At 52.0% G+C, this 19435-nt stretch carries 21 protein-coding genes; 12 read left to right on the top strand and 9 right to left on the bottom strand.

The genetic code is table 11. The features are described from left to right. The first annotated feature begins 1 nt into the window (after position 1). From lpxA to tilS, 8 genes are all read left to right on the top strand, one after another. A complete protein-coding gene (gene lpxA, locus A7Z06_RS03990; RefSeq protein WP_000565979.1) occupies positions 2-790 on the top strand; it encodes an acyl-ACP--UDP-N-acetylglucosamine O-acyltransferase in 789 nt (262 codons plus the stop codon). Then, entirely contained in the window at positions 790-1938 is a 1149-nt protein-coding gene (gene lpxB / locus A7Z06_RS03985) for a lipid-A-disaccharide synthase (RefSeq protein ID WP_000840598.1), read from the top strand. Before lpxA ends, lpxB begins: the two co-directional genes overlap by 1 nt. After that, positions 1935-2531, top strand: a complete 597-nt coding sequence (gene rnhB, locus A7Z06_RS03980; protein WP_000569438.1) for a ribonuclease HII — start codon at positions 1935-1937, stop codon at positions 2529-2531. The genes lpxB and rnhB overlap by 4 nt, the downstream gene beginning before the upstream one ends. Positions 2532-2567: 36 nt before the next feature. Next, entirely contained in the window at positions 2568-6050 is a 3483-nt protein-coding gene (gene dnaE, locus A7Z06_RS03975; protein WP_001294794.1) for a DNA polymerase III subunit alpha, read from the top strand. A 12-nt stretch (positions 6051-6062) separates the two neighbouring features. Beyond that, the gene (accA, locus tag A7Z06_RS03970; RefSeq protein ID WP_000055746.1) at positions 6063-7022 is read left to right on the top strand and encodes an acetyl-CoA carboxylase carboxyl transferase subunit alpha; all 960 of its coding nucleotides are present in this window, start codon (positions 6063-6065) and stop codon (positions 7020-7022) included. A gap of 221 nt (positions 7023-7243) precedes the next feature. Continuing rightward, positions 7244-7498, top strand: coding sequence for a DUF4282 domain-containing protein (locus tag A7Z06_RS03965; RefSeq protein WP_000644313.1), 255 nt, complete (start codon positions 7244-7246; stop codon positions 7496-7498). A 164-nt stretch (positions 7499-7662) separates the two neighbouring features. After that, positions 7663-8052, top strand: coding sequence for a VOC family protein (locus A7Z06_RS03960; protein WP_000901103.1), 390 nt, complete (start codon positions 7663-7665; stop codon positions 8050-8052). 64 nt (positions 8053-8116) lie between these two features. Further along, positions 8117-9412 (top strand): tRNA lysidine(34) synthetase TilS, encoded by a 1296-nt coding sequence (tilS, locus tag A7Z06_RS03955; protein ID WP_000176530.1) that lies wholly within the window; start codon positions 8117-8119, stop codon positions 9410-9412. Positions 9413-9464: 52 nt separating this feature from the next. Here tilS and rof read toward each other — a convergent pair whose 3' ends face one another. Continuing rightward, positions 9465-9725 carry a Rho-binding antiterminator gene (gene rof, locus A7Z06_RS03950; protein WP_000062320.1) on the bottom strand — a complete coding sequence of 87 codons (261 nt, stop codon included), beginning with the start codon at positions 9723-9725 and terminating at the stop codon, positions 9465-9467. Continuing rightward, positions 9712-9912: a YaeP family protein gene (locus tag A7Z06_RS03945; RefSeq protein WP_000417058.1), complete on the bottom strand. Its 201-nt coding sequence runs from the start codon at positions 9910-9912 to the stop codon at positions 9712-9714. Before A7Z06_RS03945 ends, rof begins: the two co-directional genes overlap by 14 nt. Before the next feature lie 165 nt (positions 9913-10077). Here A7Z06_RS03945 and A7Z06_RS03940 point away from each other — a divergent pair, with 165 nt between their 5' ends. Genes A7Z06_RS03940 through nlpE form a run of 3 tightly spaced genes read left to right on the top strand, consistent with a single transcriptional unit; the run spans position 10078 to position 11766 of the window. Then, positions 10078-10623, top strand: coding sequence for a YaeQ family protein (locus tag A7Z06_RS03940; RefSeq protein ID WP_001185297.1), 546 nt, complete (start codon positions 10078-10080; stop codon positions 10621-10623). Beyond that, a complete protein-coding gene (gene arfB, locus A7Z06_RS03935; protein ID WP_000635553.1) occupies positions 10620-11042 on the top strand; it encodes an alternative ribosome rescue aminoacyl-tRNA hydrolase ArfB in 423 nt (140 codons plus the stop codon). The genes A7Z06_RS03940 and arfB overlap by 4 nt, the downstream gene beginning before the upstream one ends. 13 nt (positions 11043-11055) lie before the next feature. Then, entirely contained in the window at positions 11056-11766 is a 711-nt protein-coding gene (gene nlpE, locus A7Z06_RS03930; RefSeq protein WP_000239165.1) for an envelope stress response activation lipoprotein NlpE, read from the top strand. A gap of 29 nt (positions 11767-11795) precedes the next feature. Here nlpE and A7Z06_RS03925 read toward each other — a convergent pair whose 3' ends face one another. The 7 genes from A7Z06_RS03925 to metN form a co-directional block, all read right to left on the bottom strand. Next, a complete protein-coding gene (locus A7Z06_RS03925; protein WP_000360454.1) occupies positions 11796-12620 on the bottom strand; it encodes a YaeF family permuted papain-like enzyme in 825 nt (274 codons plus the stop codon). A 52-nt stretch (positions 12621-12672) separates the two neighbouring features. Then, a complete protein-coding gene (proS, locus tag A7Z06_RS03920; protein ID WP_001260712.1) occupies positions 12673-14391 on the bottom strand; it encodes a proline--tRNA ligase in 1719 nt (572 codons plus the stop codon). Between the two features lie 111 nt (positions 14392-14502). Continuing rightward, complete coding sequence (gene tsaA, locus A7Z06_RS03915; protein ID WP_000094034.1) at positions 14503-15210, bottom strand: tRNA (N6-threonylcarbamoyladenosine(37)-N6)-methyltransferase TrmO; 708 nt, start codon at positions 15208-15210, stop codon at positions 14503-14505. Continuing rightward, positions 15207-15611: an Rcs stress response system protein RcsF gene (rcsF, locus tag A7Z06_RS03910; protein ID WP_001202329.1), complete on the bottom strand. Its 405-nt coding sequence runs from the start codon at positions 15609-15611 to the stop codon at positions 15207-15209. Before rcsF ends, tsaA begins: the two co-directional genes overlap by 4 nt. A 117-nt stretch (positions 15612-15728) precedes the next feature. After that, on the bottom strand, positions 15729-16544 hold the full coding sequence (gene metQ / locus A7Z06_RS03905; protein WP_000874226.1) for a methionine ABC transporter substrate-binding lipoprotein MetQ: 816 nt from the start codon (positions 16542-16544) through the stop codon (positions 15729-15731). Between the two features lie 39 nt (positions 16545-16583). After that, positions 16584-17237 (bottom strand): methionine ABC transporter permease MetI, encoded by a 654-nt coding sequence (locus A7Z06_RS03900; protein ID WP_001294600.1) that lies wholly within the window; start codon positions 17235-17237, stop codon positions 16584-16586. After that, positions 17230-18261 (bottom strand): methionine ABC transporter ATP-binding protein MetN, encoded by a 1032-nt coding sequence (gene metN, locus A7Z06_RS03895; protein ID WP_000593990.1) that lies wholly within the window; start codon positions 18259-18261, stop codon positions 17230-17232. The genes A7Z06_RS03900 and metN overlap by 8 nt, the downstream gene beginning before the upstream one ends. Positions 18262-18448: 187 nt before the next feature. Between metN and gmhB the strand changes: the two genes are divergently transcribed. Continuing rightward, positions 18449-19021: a D-glycero-beta-D-manno-heptose 1,7-bisphosphate 7-phosphatase gene (gene gmhB, locus A7Z06_RS03890; RefSeq protein ID WP_001140174.1), complete on the top strand. Its 573-nt coding sequence runs from the start codon at positions 18449-18451 to the stop codon at positions 19019-19021. The last annotated feature ends 414 nt before the right edge of the window (positions 19022-19435 follow it).

The following is a 19435-nucleotide window of genomic DNA, read 5'->3' as shown; positions in this document are numbered from 1 at the left end:
CGTGATTGATAAATCCGCCTTTGTGCATCCAACCGCCATTGTGGAAGAGGGCGCGTCGATTGGTGCCAACGTTCACATTGGTCCTTTTTGTATCGTTGGACCCCATGTTGAAATTGGTGAGGGGACCGTACTGAAATCTCACGTTGTCGTGAATGGCCATACTAAAATTGGTCGCGACAATGAGATTTATCAGTTCGCCTCCATCGGCGAAGTTAACCAGGATCTGAAATATGCTGGTGAACCGACCCGTGTGGAAATCGGCGATCGTAACCGCATTCGCGAAAGCGTCACCATTCATCGTGGCACAGTCCAGGGCGGTGGATTGACGAAGGTGGGCAGCGACAACTTACTGATGATCAATGCGCACATTGCGCACGATTGTACGGTAGGTAACCGCTGTATTCTCGCCAACAACGCAACGCTGGCGGGGCACGTATCGGTAGATGACTTCGCGATCATCGGCGGCATGACCGCAGTCCATCAGTTCTGCATCATTGGTGCGCACGTGATGGTTGGCGGTTGCTCCGGTGTGGCGCAGGACGTCCCTCCTTATGTCATTGCGCAGGGTAACCACGCAACGCCGTTCGGTGTCAACATCGAAGGACTGAAGCGTCGCGGTTTTAGCCGTGAGGCGATTACTGCTATCCGCAATGCGTATAAGCTGATTTATCGCAGCGGTAAAACGCTCGATGAAGTGAAACCGGAAATTGCTGAACTGGCGGAAACTTATCCGGAAGTGAAAGCGTTTACCGATTTCTTTGCACGCTCAACGCGCGGTCTGATTCGTTAATGGCTGAACAGCGTCCATTAACGATTGCCCTGGTCGCCGGAGAAACCTCCGGCGATATCCTGGGAGCCGGTTTAATCCGCGCTCTGAAAGAACGTGTGCCCAACGCCCGCTTTGTTGGTGTTGCCGGGCCACGGATGCAGGCTGAAGGCTGCGAAGCCTGGTACGAAATGGAAGAGCTGGCGGTGATGGGCATTGTGGAAGTGCTCGGCCGTTTGCGTCGCTTACTGTATATTCGTGCCGATTTGACAAAGCGTTTTGGTGAACTGAAGCCAGATGTTTTTGTCGGCATTGATGCGCCTGATTTCAACATTACCCTCGAAGGTAACCTCAAAAAGCAGGGTATCAAAACCATTCATTACGTCAGTCCGTCCGTCTGGGCGTGGCGACAGAAACGCGTTTTCAAAATAGGCAGAGCCACCGATCTGGTGCTCGCATTTCTGCCTTTCGAAAAAGCGTTTTATGACAAATACAACGTGCCGTGTCGTTTTATCGGTCACACCATGGCTGATGCCATGCCGTTAGATCCAGATAAAAACGCCGCCCGTGATGTGTTGGGGATCCCCCATGATGCCCACTGCCTGGCGTTGCTGCCTGGCAGTCGTGGTGCGGAAGTTGAGATGCTTAGTGCCGATTTCCTGAAAACGGCTCAGCTTTTGCGCCAGACATATCCCGATCTTGAGATTGTGGTGCCGCTGGTGAATGCCAAACGCCGCGAGCAGTTTGAACGCATCAAAGCTGAAGTTGCGCCAGACCTTGCTGTTCATCTCTTAGATGGATTGGGGCGTGAGGCGATGGTGGCAAGCGATGCGGCGCTACTGGCGTCGGGTACGGCAGCACTGGAGTGTATGCTGGCGAAATGCCCGATGGTGGTGGGATATCGCATGAAGCCTTTCACCTTCTGGCTGGCGAAGCGACTGGTGAAAACTGATTATGTCTCTCTACCCAATTTGCTGGCGGGCAGAGAGTTAGTCAAAGAGTTATTGCAGGAAGAGTGTGAGCCGCAAAAACTGGCAGAGGCGTTGTTACCGCTGTTGGCGAACGGGAAAACCAGCCACGCGATGCACGACACTTTCCGCGAACTGCATCAGCAGATCCGCTGCAATGCCGATGAGCAGGCGGCACAAGCCGTTCTGGAGTTAGCACAATGATCGAATTTGTTTATCCGCACACGCAGCTCGTTGCGGGTGTGGATGAAGTCGGACGTGGGCCGTTGGTTGGCGCGGTTGTCACCGCTGCCGTAATCCTCGACCCGGCGCGCCCGATTGTCGGGCTGAATGATTCCAAAAAGCTGAGCGAAAAACGCCGTCTGGCGTTGTATGAAGAGATTAAAGAGAAAGCGTTAAGCTGGAGTCTGGGTCGCGCTGAACCTCATGAAATCGACGAACTGAATATTCTACACGCGACCATGCTGGCGATGCAGCGTGCGGTTGCGGGGCTGCATATCGTCCCGGAATATGTGTTGATTGATGGTAACCGCTGTCCGAAATTACCGATGCCTTCGATGGCAGTGGTGAAAGGCGACAGCCGCGTGCCGGAAATCAGTGCGGCGTCTATTCTGGCGAAAGTCACGCGTGACGCTGAAATGGCGGCGCTGGACATCGTTTATCCACAATATGGCTTTGCCCAACACAAAGGGTATCCAACAGCTTTTCATCTTGAAAAACTGGCTGAACACGGCGCGACCGAACACCATCGGCGCAGCTTTGGCCCTGTCAAACGCGCACTGGGACTTGCGTCCTGATTCTTGTGTCGAGATTAAGTAAACCGGAATCTGAAGATGTCTGAACCACGTTTCGTTCACCTGCGGGTGCACAGCGACTACTCGATGATCGATGGCCTGGCAAAAACCGCGCCGCTGGTAAAAAAGGCGGCGGCGTTGGGTATGCCAGCACTGGCGATCACCGATTTCACCAACCTTTGCGGTCTGGTGAAGTTCTACGGAGCGGGACATGGCGCGGGGATTAAGCCTATCGTCGGGGCAGATTTTAATGTCCAGTGCGACCTGCTGGGTGATGAGTTAACCCACCTGACGGTACTGGCGGCGAACAATACCGGCTATCAGAATCTGACGTTGCTGATCTCAAAAGCGTATCAGCGCGGGTACGGTGCTGCCGGGCCGATCATCGATCGCGACTGGCTAATCGAATTAAACGAAGGGCTGATCCTCCTTTCCGGTGGGCGCATGGGCGATGTCGGACGCAGCCTTTTGCGTGGTAACAGCACGCTGGTAGATGAGTGCGTTGCGTTTTATGAAGAACACTTCCCGGATCGCTATTTTCTCGAACTGATCCGCACCGGCAGGCCGGACGAAGAAAGCTATCTGCACGCGGCGGTAGAACTGGCGGAAGCGCGCGGTTTGCCCGTCGTGGCGACCAACGACGTGCGCTTTATCGACAGCAGCGACTTTGACGCGCATGAAATCCGCGTCGCTATCCACGACGGCTTTACCCTGGATGATCCTAAACGCCCGCGTAACTATTCGCCGCAGCAATATATGCGTAGCGAAGAGGAGATGTGCGAGCTGTTTGCCGACATCCCCGAAGCCCTTGCTAACACCGTTGAGATCGCCAAACGCTGTAACGTAACTGTGCGTCTTGGTGAATACTTCCTGCCACAGTTCCCGACCGGGGACATGAGCACCGAAGATTATCTGGTCAAGCGCGCAAAAGAAGGGCTGGAAGAGCGCCTGGCATTTTTATTCCCTGACGAGGAAGAGCGTCTTAAGCGTCGCCCGGAATATGACGAACGTCTGGATACTGAACTTCAGGTTATCAACCAGATGGGCTTCCCCGGCTACTTCCTCATCGTTATGGAATTTATCCAGTGGTCGAAAGATAACGGCGTACCGGTAGGGCCAGGCCGTGGCTCCGGTGCGGGTTCACTGGTGGCTTATGCGCTGAAAATCACCGACCTCGATCCACTGGAATTTGACCTGCTGTTCGAACGTTTCCTTAACCCGGAACGTGTCTCCATGCCTGACTTTGACGTTGACTTCTGTATGGAGAAACGCGACCAGGTTATCGAACACGTGGCGGACATGTATGGTCGTGATGCGGTATCGCAGATCATCACCTTCGGTACGATGGCGGCAAAAGCGGTGATCCGCGACGTAGGTCGCGTGCTAGGGCATCCATATGGCTTTGTCGATCGTATCTCGAAACTGATCCCGCCCGATCCGGGGATGACGCTGGCGAAAGCGTTTGAAGCTGAACCGCAACTGCCAGAAATCTACGAAGCGGATGAAGAAGTTAAGGCGCTCATCGACATGGCGCGCAAGCTGGAAGGGGTCACCCGTAACGCTGGTAAACACGCCGGTGGGGTGGTTATCGCGCCGACCAAAATTACCGATTTTGCGCCGCTTTATTGCGATGAAGAGGGCAAACATCCAGTCACTCAATTTGATAAAAGCGACGTTGAATACGCCGGGCTGGTGAAGTTCGACTTCCTTGGTTTGCGTACGCTCACCATCATCAACTGGGCGCTGGAGATGATCAACAAGCGGCGAGCGAAGAATGGCGAGCCGCCGCTGGATATCGCTGCGATCCCGCTGGATGACAAGAAAAGTTTTGACATGCTGCAACGCTCGGAAACCACGGCGGTATTCCAGCTTGAATCGCGCGGCATGAAAGACCTGATCAAGCGTCTGCAACCTGACTGCTTCGAAGATATGATTGCACTGGTGGCACTGTTCCGTCCGGGGCCGTTGCAATCAGGGATGGTGGATAACTTTATCGACCGTAAACATGGTCGCGAAGAGATCTCCTATCCGGACGTGCAGTGGCAGCATGAAAGCCTGAAACCGGTACTTGAGCCAACCTACGGCATTATCCTGTATCAGGAACAGGTCATGCAGATTGCCCAGGTACTTTCTGGTTATACTCTCGGCGGCGCGGATATGCTGCGTCGTGCAATGGGTAAGAAAAAGCCGGAAGAGATGGCCAAGCAGCGTTCTGTATTTGCTGAAGGTGCAGAAAAGAACGGGATCAACGCCGAACTGGCGATGAAAATCTTCGACCTGGTGGAGAAATTCGCCGGTTACGGATTTAACAAATCGCACTCCGCAGCCTATGCTTTGGTGTCATATCAAACGTTATGGCTGAAGGCGCACTATCCGGCGGAGTTTATGGCGGCGGTAATGACCGCCGATATGGACAACACCGAGAAGGTGGTTGGCCTGGTGGATGAGTGCTGGCGGATGGGGCTGAAAATCCTGCCGCCGGATATAAACTCCGGTCTTTACCATTTCCACGTCAACGACGACGGCGAAATCGTGTATGGTATTGGCGCCATCAAAGGGGTAGGTGAGGGGCCAATTGAGGCAATCATCGAAGCCCGAAATAAAGGTGGTTACTTCCGCGAGCTTTTTGATCTCTGCGCCCGTACCGACACGAAAAAGTTGAACCGGCGAGTGCTGGAAAAACTGATCATGTCCGGGGCGTTTGACCGTCTGGGGCCACACCGTGCGGCGCTGATGAACTCGCTGGGCGATGCGTTAAAAGCGGCAGATCAACACGCGAAAGCAGAAGCCATCGGCCAGGCCGATATGTTTGGCGTACTGGCGGAAGAGCCTGAGCAAATTGAACAATCCTACGCCAGCTGCCAACCGTGGCCGGAGCAGGTGGTATTAGATGGGGAACGTGAAACGTTAGGTCTGTACCTGACGGGACACCCTATCAACCAGTATTTAAAAGAGATTGAGCGTTATGTCGGAGGCGTAAGGCTGAAAGACATGCACCCGACAGAACGTGGTAAAGTCACCACGGCTGCGGGGCTCGTTATTGCCGCGCGGGTTATGGTCACCAAGCGCGGCAATCGTATCGGTATCTGCACGCTGGATGACCGTTCCGGGCGCCTGGAAGTCATGTTGTTTACTGACGCCCTGGATAAATACCAGCAATTGCTGGAAAAAGACCGCATACTTATCGTCAGCGGACAGGTCAGCTTTGATGACTTCAGCGGTGGGCTTAAAATGACCGCTCGCGAAGTGATGGATATTGACGAAGCCCGGGAAAAATATGCTCGCGGGCTTGCTATCTCGCTGACGGACAGGCAAATTGATGACCAGCTTTTAAACCGACTCCGTCAGTCTCTGGAACCCCACCGCTCTGGGACAATTCCAGTACATCTCTACTATCAGAGGGCGGATGCACGTGCGCGGTTGCGTTTTGGCGCGACGTGGCGTGTCTCTCCGAGCGATCGTTTATTAAACGATCTCCGTGGCCTCATTGGTTCGGAGCAGGTGGAACTGGAGTTTGACTAATACAGGAATACTATGAGTCTGAATTTCCTTGATTTTGAACAGCCGATTGCAGAGCTGGAAGCGAAAATCGATTCTCTGACTGCGGTTAGCCGCCAGGATGAGAAACTGGATATTAACATCGATGAAGAAGTGCATCGTCTGCGTGAAAAAAGCGTAGAACTGACGCGTAAAATCTTCGCCGATCTCGGTGCATGGCAAATTGCGCAACTGGCTCGCCATCCACAGCGTCCTTATACCCTGGATTACGTTCGCCTGGCATTTGATGAATTTGACGAACTGGCAGGTGACCGCGCGTATGCAGATGACAAAGCTATCGTCGGTGGCATCGCACGTCTTGATGGTCGTCCGGTGATGATTATTGGTCACCAGAAAGGTCGTGAAACCAAAGAGAAAATTCGCCGTAATTTTGGTATGCCAGCGCCAGAAGGTTACCGCAAAGCACTGCGTCTGATGCAAATGGCTGAACGCTTTAAGATGCCAATCATCACCTTTATCGACACACCGGGGGCATATCCGGGCGTGGGCGCAGAAGAGCGTGGTCAGTCAGAAGCCATCGCACGCAACCTGCGTGAGATGTCTCGCCTTAGCGTACCGACTATTTGTACCGTTATTGGTGAAGGTGGTTCTGGTGGCGCGCTGGCGATTGGCGTGGGCGATAAAGTGAATATGCTGCAATACAGCACCTATTCTGTTATCTCGCCGGAAGGTTGTGCGTCCATTCTGTGGAAGAGCGCCGATAAAGCGCCGCTGGCGGCTGAAGCGATGGGCATCATCGCTCCGCGTCTGAAAGAACTGAAATTGATCGACTCCATCATCCCGGAACCGCTGGGCGGCGCTCACCGTAACCCGGAAGCGATGGCGGCGTCTTTGAAAGCGCAACTGCTGGCGGATCTGGCCGATCTCGACGTGTTAAGCACTGAAGATTTAAAAAATCGTCGTTATCAGCGCCTGATGAGCTACGGCTACGCGTAATCAGCAAATGTTCTGAAAAGGGTCACTTCGGTGACCTTTTTTGTATGTAGTTTATTTAGTCATATTATAAATACATTTAGATAATCTCACTTTCATTTTCCCCATCCCAAAAATTCTTGAACTCATGTTGATAACTCCGATTTCGGAGGCATATACCAATATACACAGTGGTTAAAAATAATATAAATTTATCAGGCTCATAGAATTTTTAAGGATAAAATATGAAAGCAATTTTAGGATTTGATCGTCTTCTTATGCCGCGTGTACTGGTGTTTTTTTACTGGCTGGCTATGGTGCTGACACTGATAGGCGGTGTCTTCTCCATATTTAGCGGAAACTTTCTCTTAGGGTTAGCTTATACCGTCATTGGTCTTATAAGCTGTCGTATGACTTTCGAATTAATTATGATAGCGTTTAAGAATAACGAATATTTGCGCCGCATTGCTGAGAGTGTTAGCAAGAATAGCGCAGAGTAATCTCCCGTAAAACGCTTCACCAAACCGCATCTCAACCGCTATTACAGGCGTTTGAGATGTTGTTTTAAAGTCAGTGTAAATGTCTGATTCATCTTTCCTGCAATTTATGCGTATTATCAATATATCGCGATGCACGTGCGTATCATATCAATGCAGGAGATTCTATGTTGGGTTTAAAACAGGTTCACCATATTGCGATTATTGCGACGGATTATGCGGTGAGCAAAGCTTTCTACTGCGATATTCTCGGCTTCACGCTGCAAAGCGAAGTCTATCGTGAAGAGCGCGATTCGTGGAAAGGGGATTTGGCGCTTAATGGGCAATATGTGATTGAACTTTTCTCATTTCCGTTCCCGCCGGAGCGCCCCAGCCGACCGGAAGCCTGCGGCCTGCGGCATCTGGCGTTTAGCGTTGATGATATCGATGCGGCAGTGGCGCACCTTGAAAGCCATAACGTGAAGTGTGAAGCCATACGTGTCGATCCATACACGCAAAAACGGTTCACCTTCTTTAACGATCCTGACGGGCTGCCGCTGGAACTGTATGAGCAGTAAGGCTTGTCATTGCCGCATTTGCCCGGTAACGTGCCGGGCAACGACCTTGTAGATTTCCACCATCATGACACTCACGCTCAATAGACAACTTCTCACCTCCCGCCAGATTTTGGTGGCCTTTAGCGGCGGGCTTGACTCCACCGTTCTGCTGCATCAGTTGGTGCAGTGGCGGGCGGAAAATCCAGGCGTCACTCTACGCGCTATCCATGTGCATCACGGTTTAAGTGCCAATGCCGATGCCTGGGTTACGCATTGCGAGAACATCTGCCAGCATTGGCAGGTGCCGCTGGTGGTCGAGCGCGTACAACTTGCGCAAGAGGGGCTAGGCATTGAGGCCCAGGCGCGGCAGGCGCGTTATCAGGCATTTGCCCGTACACTTCTGCCTGGCGAAGTGCTGGTTACCGCGCAGCATCTTGACGATCAATGTGAAACCTTTCTGCTGGCGCTAAAACGCGGTAGCGGCCCTGCCGGGCTTTCGGCTATGGCGGAAGTCTCCGATTTTGCCGGAACGCGGCTTATCCGCCCGTTGCTCGCTCGCACGCGGGGAGAACTGGAGCTGTGGGCGCGTGAGCATGATTTACGCTGGATTGAAGACGAAAGTAATCAGGACGACTCATACGATCGTAACTTCCTGCGTCTGCGCGTGGTGCCGTTATTGCAGCAGCGTTGGCCGCATTTTACCGAAGCAACGGCTCGCAGCGCCGCGCTTTGCGCTGAACAAGAGAGCCTGTTAGATGAACTGCTGGCGGATGATTTAGCGCACTGTCAAACGCCGCAGGGGACGTTGCAGATTGCGCCAATGATGACGATGAGCGACGCCCGTCGCGCGGCGATTATCCGCCGCTGGCTGGCAGGGCAGAATGCTCCGATGCCTTCCCGAGATGCGATGGTGCGCATCTGGCAAGAAGTGGCGCTGGCGCGGGAAGATGCTTCTCCTTGCTTGCGATTTGGTGCGTTTGAAATACGTCGCTATCAGTCGCAATTGTGGTGGATTAAATCCGTTGCCGGACAAAGCGAAACGGTTGTGTCGTGGCAGGCGTGGCAACAGCCGCTGGAATTACCGGCAAGTCTGGGAAGTGTGCAACTTATTGCGGGTGGAGATATTCGCCCTCCGCGTGCAGACGAAGCGGTCAGCGTGCGTTTTAAAGCGCCAGGATTGCTGCATATTGTCGGGCGCAACGGTGGGCGCAAGCTAAAGAAAATCTGGCAGGAGCTGGGCGTGCCGCCGTGGCTACGTGACACCACGCCACTACTGTTTTATGGCGAAACGCTGATTGCGGCGGCGGGGATTTTTGTGACGCAAGACGGTGTGGCTGAAGATGAGAATGGCGTAAGTTTTGTCTGGCAGAGAAACGCTTAGTTAAGTGAAAGCCGGATAAGACGTATCAAACGTCGCATCCGGCAAAAGTGAATCAGGACTCGCTCACCACCACCGTACCGATTTCCGGATGGCTAAAGCTGGTAATTTTATCCAGACGCAGCTCGCGGGTTTCGCCAGCGGCTTCGACGACCAGATACTCCACATTTTTGCGGGAGACTAAATCGCTGGCCTTCCCCTGCAATTTTTCGCCATCTTTCATCTCAAGTGTCAGCATTAAATGATGCTGGCAGGCGAGCTCAAGATTATCGTAATCATCACAATTGATTGGTTGATACGTATCATTCATTGACATAATCGCTCACCAGTAAGTTTGCCGCAGCGTATGCTGCTTTTTCCCTGACAGCCTCAGAAAGGGCGTCGTCGGCAGCCATTTCATTCAGCACTTTCAAAACGCAGCCCAGCGCGTCCGGAACGTATCCTAAGTCTCCGCTGGCGATTTCCGCGTACCGCTTGCGTATTAACTCACAATATTTTTCCACATGCCCTCCTGTCAGCACTCTGACTTAACCGTGGATGCAAGTCTAAGCCTACGAAGATAAACTCTGTTTCGCAAGGTGACTATACCACACTCATTTCTGCAATATCAGCGCCGCAACTGCACGTATTCCGTTACAATGGCCTCCTGATTCGAAAGGAGTTTTCTTATGGCGCTTAAAGCGACAATTTATAAAGCGACGGTTAATGTGGCCGATCTCGACCGCAACCAGTTTCTCGATGCCTCTCTGACGCTGGCGCGCCATCCTTCAGAAACCCAGGAGCGTATGATGCTGCGCCTGCTGGCGTGGCTGAAATATGCCGATGAACGTCTGCAATTTACCCGTGGCTTGTGTGCCGATGATGAGCCGGAAGCGTGGCTGCGTAACGATCACCTGGGCATTGATTTGTGGATTGAGCTGGGGCTGCCGGATGAGCGGCGGGTTAAGAAAGCCTGCACCCAGGCCGCAGAAGTGGCGCTGTTTGCCTATAATAGTCGGGCGGCGCAAATCTGGTGGCAGCAAAATCAGAGCAAATGCGCGCAGTTTGCCAATCTTTCCGTCTGGTATCTGGATGACGAGCAACTGGCGAAAGTAAGCGCCTTTGCCGATCGTACCATGACGCTGCAGGCAACAATTCAGGATGGCGTGATCTGGTTATCGGATGATAAGAATAATCTGGAAGTGAACTTAACCGCCTGGCAACAACCTTCATGATTGTGATTTCCCGACATGTTGCTATTCCCGATGGTGAGCTTGAGATCACCGCCATTCGTGCGCAGGGCGCGGGCGGGCAGCATGTTAATAAGACCTCAACGGCTATTCATCTGCGTTTTGACATTCGGGCGTCCAGCCTGCCAGAGTATTACAAAGAGCGCCTGCTCGCCGCCAGCCATCATCTGATTAGCAGCGATGGGGTGATAGTCATTAAGGCACAGGAATACCGCAGCCAGGAGCTGAACCGCGAAGCGGCGCTGGCCCGGCTGGTGACAGTGATTAAAGAATTAACAACAGAACAAAAAGCCCGGCGACCGACACGACCTACCCGCGCATCGAAAGAGCGCAGGCTGGCATCGAAAGCACAAAAATCAAGCGTGAAGGCGATGCGTGGCAAAGTGCGCAGCGGTCGGGAATAAAAAGAAGGAATGGATGGTGAAAAAAGCGATTGTGACAGCGATGGCTGTAATCAGCCTCTTTACACTGATGGGATGTAATAATCGGGCCGAAGTCGATACGCTTTCCCCGGCGCAGGCTGCCGAACTGAAACCGATGCCGCAAAGTTGGCGCGGCGTGCTGCCGTGTGCCGATTGCGAAGGAATCGAAACCTCTCTGTTCCTCGAAAAAGATGGAACCTGGGTGATGAATGAGCGTTATCTCGGTGCTCGTGAAGAACCTTCCTCCTTCGCTTCCTACGGTACATGGGCGCGAACCGCTGACAAGCTGGTATTAACCGACAGCAAAGGTGAAAAGTCATATTATCGGGCGAAAGGGGATGCGCTGGAGATGCTCGATCGTGAAGGTAATCCAATTGAGTCGCAGTTCAACTACACGCTGGAACCTGCAAAGTCCAGCCTCCCCATGACACCGATGACTCTGCGTGGCATGTATTTTTATATGGCTGATGCGGCGACCTTTACTGATTGCGCGACTGGAAAACGTTTCATGGTGGCGAATAACGCAGAGCTGGAACGTGGCTACCTGGCTGCTCGCGGTAACAGTGAAAAACCCGTGTTACTGTCTGTAGAAGGTCACTTTACGCTTGAGGCTAACCCGGATACCGGTGCGCCGACCAAAGTATTAGCGCCCGATACGGCAGGGAAATTTTACCCAAACCAGGATTGCAGTAGTTTGGGGCAGTAATTGAAAGCCGGAGCATTCTCCGGCTTTCATCACTGAGTCAGCCCAACAAAGCGACCCGCCTTGATATAAATCCCTGGCTTCAGGTGCCCAACATACTGTAACTGCGTTTCTGGCTTAAACGCAGAGACATCGCCAGTACGCATATGCATCAGATCGGCAGGGCTAATCCAGCCCGATTGCGCCAGCGTAAGCGGATGCCCAGCTTTGGCAAATGCATCAGTGACAAATTCCGAACAAAACCACGACTTTTTGTCTCCTTCGCCCACACTGCTTAACTGCGCTTTCGCCAGCCCGCTGACGCACTGTTGGCGAAAATCCTCGGAGAACGGATTCAGTGAGCACATCTGGCGGGTCACCATAAACGGAATGAACTCGACAATGCCACGATAGTTGTAACCGCTGTCTTTGATTTTATTGGCGAAAGCGGTGATTTCTGTGGCTTGTTGCGGGGTAAGATCCGGGACTCGTAAGACGAAAAGCTTATCACTGTGCTTCATGGCTTTTTTAAGGGGAACAATCTGGACGCCATCTCCAGTCGCTTCTGCAACGTTATTTTCACCCAAATAGATTGCAACGTGACTTACAGAGGAAGTGCTGAAGACGCGGATACCAAATGAGGTTACCCCAAGGCTTGAGGAGAACAGCAAATCGCCGGGTTTGAGATCAGGTTCGGTTATTTCTTTTATTGATCGTTCGGTGAAAGAGCTTTGATGCTGGAATTTGACTGCCCATGTTTTTGCCTCGACATCTACCGCTGTGGCTGATGAGTCTGGCTGGCTGATATCAACGGTACAGGCCGAAAGTAAAAGAAAGCAGGGGAGAAGCAGGCGGCAGTACGCCTTTGGTTTATCCATTTTATACAATCCATGTAAAAAAGGGCCCTGAAATTCAGGACCCTTTCTGGCATCAGCCTTTAATCTGTTTCACCAGATATTCGACGATGTCACCAGTCTTAATTAACTGTTTCTCGCCGTTACGACGATATTTGTATTCGATATCGTCGTTGTCGAGGTTACGGTCGCCAAGCACAATAGTGTGCGGAATACCGATCAGTTCCATATCAGCAAACATCACGCCCGGACGCTCTTTACGGTCATCCAGCAGCACTTCGATGCCCTGCGCGCGCAGTTCGCTGTACAGTTTCTCAGCAAGCTCCTGTACGCGGAAGGATTTGTGCATGTTCATCGGCAGAATTGCGACCTGGAACGGCGCGATAGCGTCAGGCCATACGATGCCGCGTTCGTCGTAGTTCTGCTCAATTGCCGCAGCGACTACGCGTGTTACCCCGATACCGTAGCAACCCATAGTTAGAATTTGGTTACGCCCATCTTCGCCCTGTACGGAGGCTTTCAGTGCTTCGGAGTACTTGGTACCCAGCTGGAAGATGTGACCGACTTCGATACCACGTTTGATCAGCAGCGTACCCTGACCATCCGGGCTTGGATCGCCAGCCACTACATTACGAATATCAGCAACTTCCGGGGTAGCAACATCGCGATCCCAGTTGATACCGAAGTAGTGTTTGCCATCAATGTTAGCACCGGCAGCAAAATCACTCATCGCCGCAACGGTACGGTCAATCACCACCGGAATCGGCATGTTTACCGGACCCAGTGAACCCGGACCGGCTTTAACCACGGCACGAATTTCTTCTTCGGTCGCGAAAGTCAGCGGGCTGGCAACCTGTGGCAGTTTTTCTGCTTTAACTTCGTTCAGCTCGTGGTCACCACGCACCAGCAGCGCAACCAGCGGGAAGCTACTGCCTTCAACCGCTTTAACCAACAGAGTCTTAACCGTTTTCTCAATCGGCAGATTGAACTGTTCAACCAGTTCAGCGATGGTTTTCGCGTTAGGCGTATCAACCAGCGTCATTTCCTGGGTAGCAGCAGCGCGCGGTTCTTTCGGCGCGATAGCTTCTGCCAGTTCAATGTTCGCTGCATAGTCAGAGGTATCGGAGAAGACCACATCGTCTTCACCGCTCTGCGCCAGCACCTGGAATTCGTGAGAGGCGCTGCCGCCGATAGAACCAGTGTCGGCCTGTACGGCGCGGAAATCCAGCCCCATGCGGCTGAAGATTTTGCTGTAGGCCGCATACATTGCATCGTAGGTTTCCTGCAGGGATTCCTGAGAAGTATGGAAAGAGTAAGCATCTTTCATCAGGAATTCGCGGGAGCGCATGACGCCGAAACGCGGACGCACTTCGTCGCGGAACTTGGTCTGGATCTGATAGAAGTTCAGCGGCAGCTGTTTGTAAGAGCTAAGCTCGTTACGAATCAGGTCAGTGATAACTTCTTCATGAGTTGGGCCGAGTACGAACGGACGCTCGCCACGGTCAACAAAACGCAGCAGTTCCGGACCGTACTGTTCCCAACGACCACTCTCTTGCCACAAATCGGCTGGCTGAACCACCGGCATCGACACCTCGATCGCACCGGCGTTGTTCATCTCTTCACGCACGATGTTTTCGACTTTTTTCAGAACGCGCACGCCGGTCGGCAGCCAGGTATATAACCCGGAGGCCAGCTTGCGGATCATCCCGGCGCGTAGCATCAGCTGATGGCTGATCACCTCGGCGTCGGCAGGTGTCTCCTTGAGAGTGGAGAGCAGGTATTGGCTAGTACGCATGTTGTTACGGTTCCAGTTGGAAGGTAGAACAGGCTCAAGGTGAGCCTGGGACAAAAAAAAGTGATTTAGTTTACCAGTGCAGGAGAAATGTCAAAAGAGAAGGGCGTGAATTTAACGCGGTTCCAGCGCAAAGACTTCAAAACCTGCGTCGGTGACGCGCCAGCGAACATTAAAATCATGCAGCCAGACGGCATAGGTTTTGCCCGTTTCCTCACCTTTACGATAGGCCGGACGCGGATCCTGCGCCAGTACTTCGCGGATAAACAGCGTTAACTGCGGATAACGCTTCTCCAGCATCAATAGTTGCTTTTCAACATCTGCGGTAAAGCTCACTGCCATCTCTGCCACTGGCGCACTTTGCGCATAGCTGGCACTGGCATCGGGAAGCGATTCGGCAAAGGGGAGATACGGTTTGATATCCACCACTGGCGTACCATCAACCAGATCCAGGCTACCGAGCTTCAGAATCACGCTGTCTTTATGGCAAACAACCTCTTTCAGTTCTACCAGCGACATACCAATCGGGTTAGGGCGGAAAGTAGAGCGTGTGGCGAAAACGCCCATTCTGGCGTTACCGCCGAGGCGCGGTGGGCGCACAGTCGGACGCCAGCCGCCTTCCATCGTTTGATGAAAGACGAAAAGGATCCATAAATGGCTGAACGCTTCCAGGCCGCGCACGGCATCGGCCTGGTTGTAGGGAGCAGTGAGATGCAGTTCACCGTTGGCGCTTTTTACCAGACCAGGCTGGCGCGGAACGGCGAATTTTTCTTTATAGGGCGAGCGAATAACGCCTATTTGCTCGAACTGGAAACTGCTCATTTCGCCGTAATGTTAAGCGCAGAACCGATACATACAGCCTGACGGTAGCAGCCTGGCGTACCGCTGGTGACTTCACAGCTATGCAGTAAAACAGCATTGGCTTTCATTTTAGAGGCGTTGATTTGCATCCGCTTACGCGCGGTTGGAATGCTCGGTGGAGAGTCCTGATTAGAGGCCTGGCAAGAGTCGCCACTGACTTCACCGAGATCGCGGAACGGTTTGCCGACTAATTCTTCTGCATTGGTATAAATTCGGACCGGCGTGGCGCGCGGTGCTTTCGGTTTTGCAGGCTCCGCTTTCGGCTGGGGTGCAGTGCTTTGAACGGGTTCGACAGGGGATCTGCTTAACATGGAACAACCGCTTAGCATGAGTGCTACTAAACAGATCGGTAAAGCACGCATAGTATTTCCTCAATGTATGATCAAAACGTCAATATTGAATCAGGCGCTTGTAAAAATGACAAGACGGGCAAGCGCCCGTCCTGAATGATATTACAAATTGTGGAAACAGCCTAAATATTACCAGCCTTTAACAGCGCCGCCGTTAAACACTTTGTTTGCCGCTTCGTACACTTCATCAGATTGATAAGCCTGCACGAATTTCTTCACGTTCTCTGCGTCTTTGTTGTCTTCACGAGTTACGATCAGGTTAACATACGGGGACTCTTTGTCTTCTACAAAGATGCCGTCTTTCGCCGGAGTCAGGCCAATCTGGCTGGCATAGGTGGTGTTGATAACTGCCAGAGCGATTTGCGCGTCGTCCAGAGAACGCGGCAGTTGCGGTGCTTCCAGTTCAACAATTTTCAGGTTTTTTGGGTTCTCAACAACATCAAGAACAGTCGGCAGCAGGCCAACGCCATCTTTCAGTTTGATCAAGCCCACTTTTTGCAGCAGCAGCAGTGAACGACCAAGGTTAGTTGGATCGTTTGGCACGGCAACCTGCGAACCATCCTGCAGTTCATCCAGTGATTTTATTTTCTTGGAGTAACCAGCAATCGGATAAACAAAAGTGTTGCCTACTGCGACCAGTTTGTAGCCACGATCTTTCAGTTGCTGATCAAGGTACGGTTTATGCTGGAAGGCGTTGGCGTCGATATCGCCTTTGCTCAATGCTTCGTTTGGCAGAACATAGTCGTTGAAGGTTACCAGCTCAACGTCCAGGCCATATTTGTCTTTCGCAACTTTCTGCGCGACTTCTGCAACCTGCTGTTCGGCACCGACAATCACGCCGACTTTGATGTGGTTTGGATCTTTTTCATCCTGGCCGCACCCTACCAGTGCCAGTGATCCAATCAGGGCTCCCACTGCCGCAAAGGTTTTGAATTTGAACGCCATACCTTATTCCTTCTTCAATTATTTATGTTGTGTTGAACGTTACTTGCGAGTGACAGCCCGGACGATGCGGTCGCCTGCGAACTGAATTAAATAAACCAGAATGACCAGCAATACCAGTACCGTATTCATCACCGTCGCGTTATAGCCGATGTAGCCATACTGATAGCCAATCTGACCCAAACCACCGGCACCGACTGCGCCGCCCATAGCGGAATAACCGACCAGGGTAATCAGGGTGATAGTTGCGGCGTTAACCAGACCTGGTAACGCTTCCGGTAACAGCACTTTGCGCACGATCTGCATTGGTGTGGCACCCATTGCGCGAGAGGCTTCAATTAACCCGGTTGGGATTTCCAGCAGGGCGTTCTCGACCATACGGGCAATAAACGGTGCTGCACCAACAGTTAACGGAACAATCGCTGCCTGCAAACCAATCGATGTACCGACAATAACGCGAGTAAACGGAATCATCCATACCAGCAAGATAATGAACGGGATGGAACGGAAAATGTTCACAATCGCTGAAACGGTACGGTACAGCTTCGCGTTAGCAATAATTTGCCCCGGACGAGTAACATAAAGCAGGACGCCAACCGGCAGACCAATCACAAACCCAAAAAAACCGGATACGAAGGTCATTGCCAGCGTTTCCCATACGCCACGAACCAGCAGCCACATCATCGGCTCAGACATAACCCAGTACCTCTACTTTTACATGGTGTTCCTGCAGCCAGGCAATGGCGGCTTGCGTATCTTGTTGTGTGCCGTGCATTTCAGTCAACATGATGCCGAACTTAACGCCACCGGCGTAATCCATCTGCGCGCTAATAATGTTGTTATTAACGTTGAAACGACGCGCAGTTTCAGAAAGCAGTGGGGCATCTACCGACTGACCGGTAAACTCCAGGCGCAGCATCGGTACGCAGTCAGTGAATGGCTCCGCTTGCAGACGTTCCTGATAATCTTCTGGGATATCCAGATGCAGAGTCGACTGAATAAATTTTTGCGCCAGCGGCGTTTTCGGATGCGAGAACACTTCACTTACCTTGTCCTGCTCGATCAGTTCGCCATTGCTGATGACCGCCACGCAATCACAAATTCGCTTCACAACGTCCATTTCGTGGGTTATCAACAGAATCGTCAAACCCAGACGGCGGTTGATGTCTTTCAGCAGTTCGAGAATAGAACGTGTGGTTGCCGGATCCAGCGCGCTGGTGGCTTCATCACACAGCAATACTTTGGGATTGCTGGCTAACGCACGGGCAATCGCCACACGCTGTTTCTGCCCACCGGAAAGATTCGACGGGTAGCTATCATGCTTATCGCCAAGACCAACCAATGACAGCAATTCCGTCACGCGACGTTTGATCTCGTCTTTCGGTGTATTGTCCAGCTCCAGCGGCAGAGCCACGTTGCCAAAAACAGTACGCGAAGAGAGCAGGTTAAAATGCTGGAAAATCATACCAATCTGGCGGCGAGCTTTAGTCAGCTCGGATTCTGACAACGTAGTCAGTTCCTGGCCATCGACCAGCACGCTACCCTCGGTTGGGCGCTCCAGCAGGTTTACACAACGTATAAGCGTACTCTTACCCGCGCCTGAGGCACCGATAACGCCATAAATTTGTCCAGCTGGCACATGCAGGCTGACGTTGTTCAACGCCTGGATGGTGCGGGTGCCCTGGTGGAACACTTTGGTGATATTCGAAAGTTTTATCATTGATTATTTATTATCGTCATTAAGTTAGTCGTGGCATTTCGAATGCCTGGAACGGGCAACGCCGTCAATGAAATGGATGTTAAGGCATCCAGACGTCTAAATCAATCAGGTTTATGCGAAGAGCACTTTCTTGCTGGTCGAAACATGCGATACTAGCGTCACATGCCTTATTAAGGAGCTATAAAAGGTGGCGAAGAGCGTACCCGCAATTTTTCTTGACCGTGATGGCACCATTAATGTCGATCACGGCTATGTCCATGAGATCGACAACTTTGAATTTATCGATGGTGTTATTGACGCCATGCGCGAGCTAAAAAAAATGGGCTTTGCGCTGGTGGTAGTAACCAACCAGTCTGGCATTGCTCGCGGTAAATTTACTGAAGCACAGTTTGAAACGCTGACCGAGTGGATGGACTGGTCGCTGGCAGACCGCGATGTCGATCTGGATGGCATCTATTATTGCCCGCATCATCCGCAGGGTAGTGTTGAAGAGTTTCGCCAGGTCTGCGATTGCCGTAAACCGCATCCAGGGATGCTGTTGTCGGCACGCGATTATTTGCATATTGATATGGCCGCTTCTTATATGGTGGGCGATAAATTAGAAGATATGCAGGCAGCGGCTGCGGCGAACGTCGGAACAAAAGTGCTGGTGCGTACGGGTAAACCTATTACGCCTGAAGCAGAAAACGCGGCGGATTGGGTGTTAAATAGCCTGGCAGACCTGCCGCAAGCGATAAAAAAGCAGCAAAAACCGGCGTAATGATTAAAAGATGAGCGGTTGAAATAAAAATGCATTTTTCCGCTTGTCTTCCTGAAACGACTCCCTATAATGCGCCTCCATCGACACGGCGGATGTGAATCACTTCACACAAACAGCCGGTTCGGTTGAAGAGAAAAATTCTGAAATTCAGGGTTGACTCTGAAAGAGGAAAGCGTAATATACGCCACCTCGCGACAGTGAGCTGAAAGCCGCGTCGCAACTGCTCTTTAACAATTTATCAGACAATCTGTGTGGGCACTCGAAGATACGGATTCTTAACGTCCTCGGACGATAAATGAATACCAAGTCTCAAGAGTGAACACGTAATTCATTACGAAGTTTAATTCTTTGAGCATCAAACTTTTAAATTGAAGAGTTTGATCATGGCTCAGATTGAACGCTGGCGGCAGGCCT

It is taken from the genome of Escherichia sp. MOD1-EC6819 (genome assembly GCF_002965765.1).
Lineage (GTDB): Bacteria > Pseudomonadota > Gammaproteobacteria > Enterobacterales > Enterobacteriaceae > Escherichia > Escherichia ruysiae.
The sequence above is the reverse complement of the archived record's forward strand: the minus strand, read 5'-3'. Positions and strand labels throughout refer to the sequence as shown.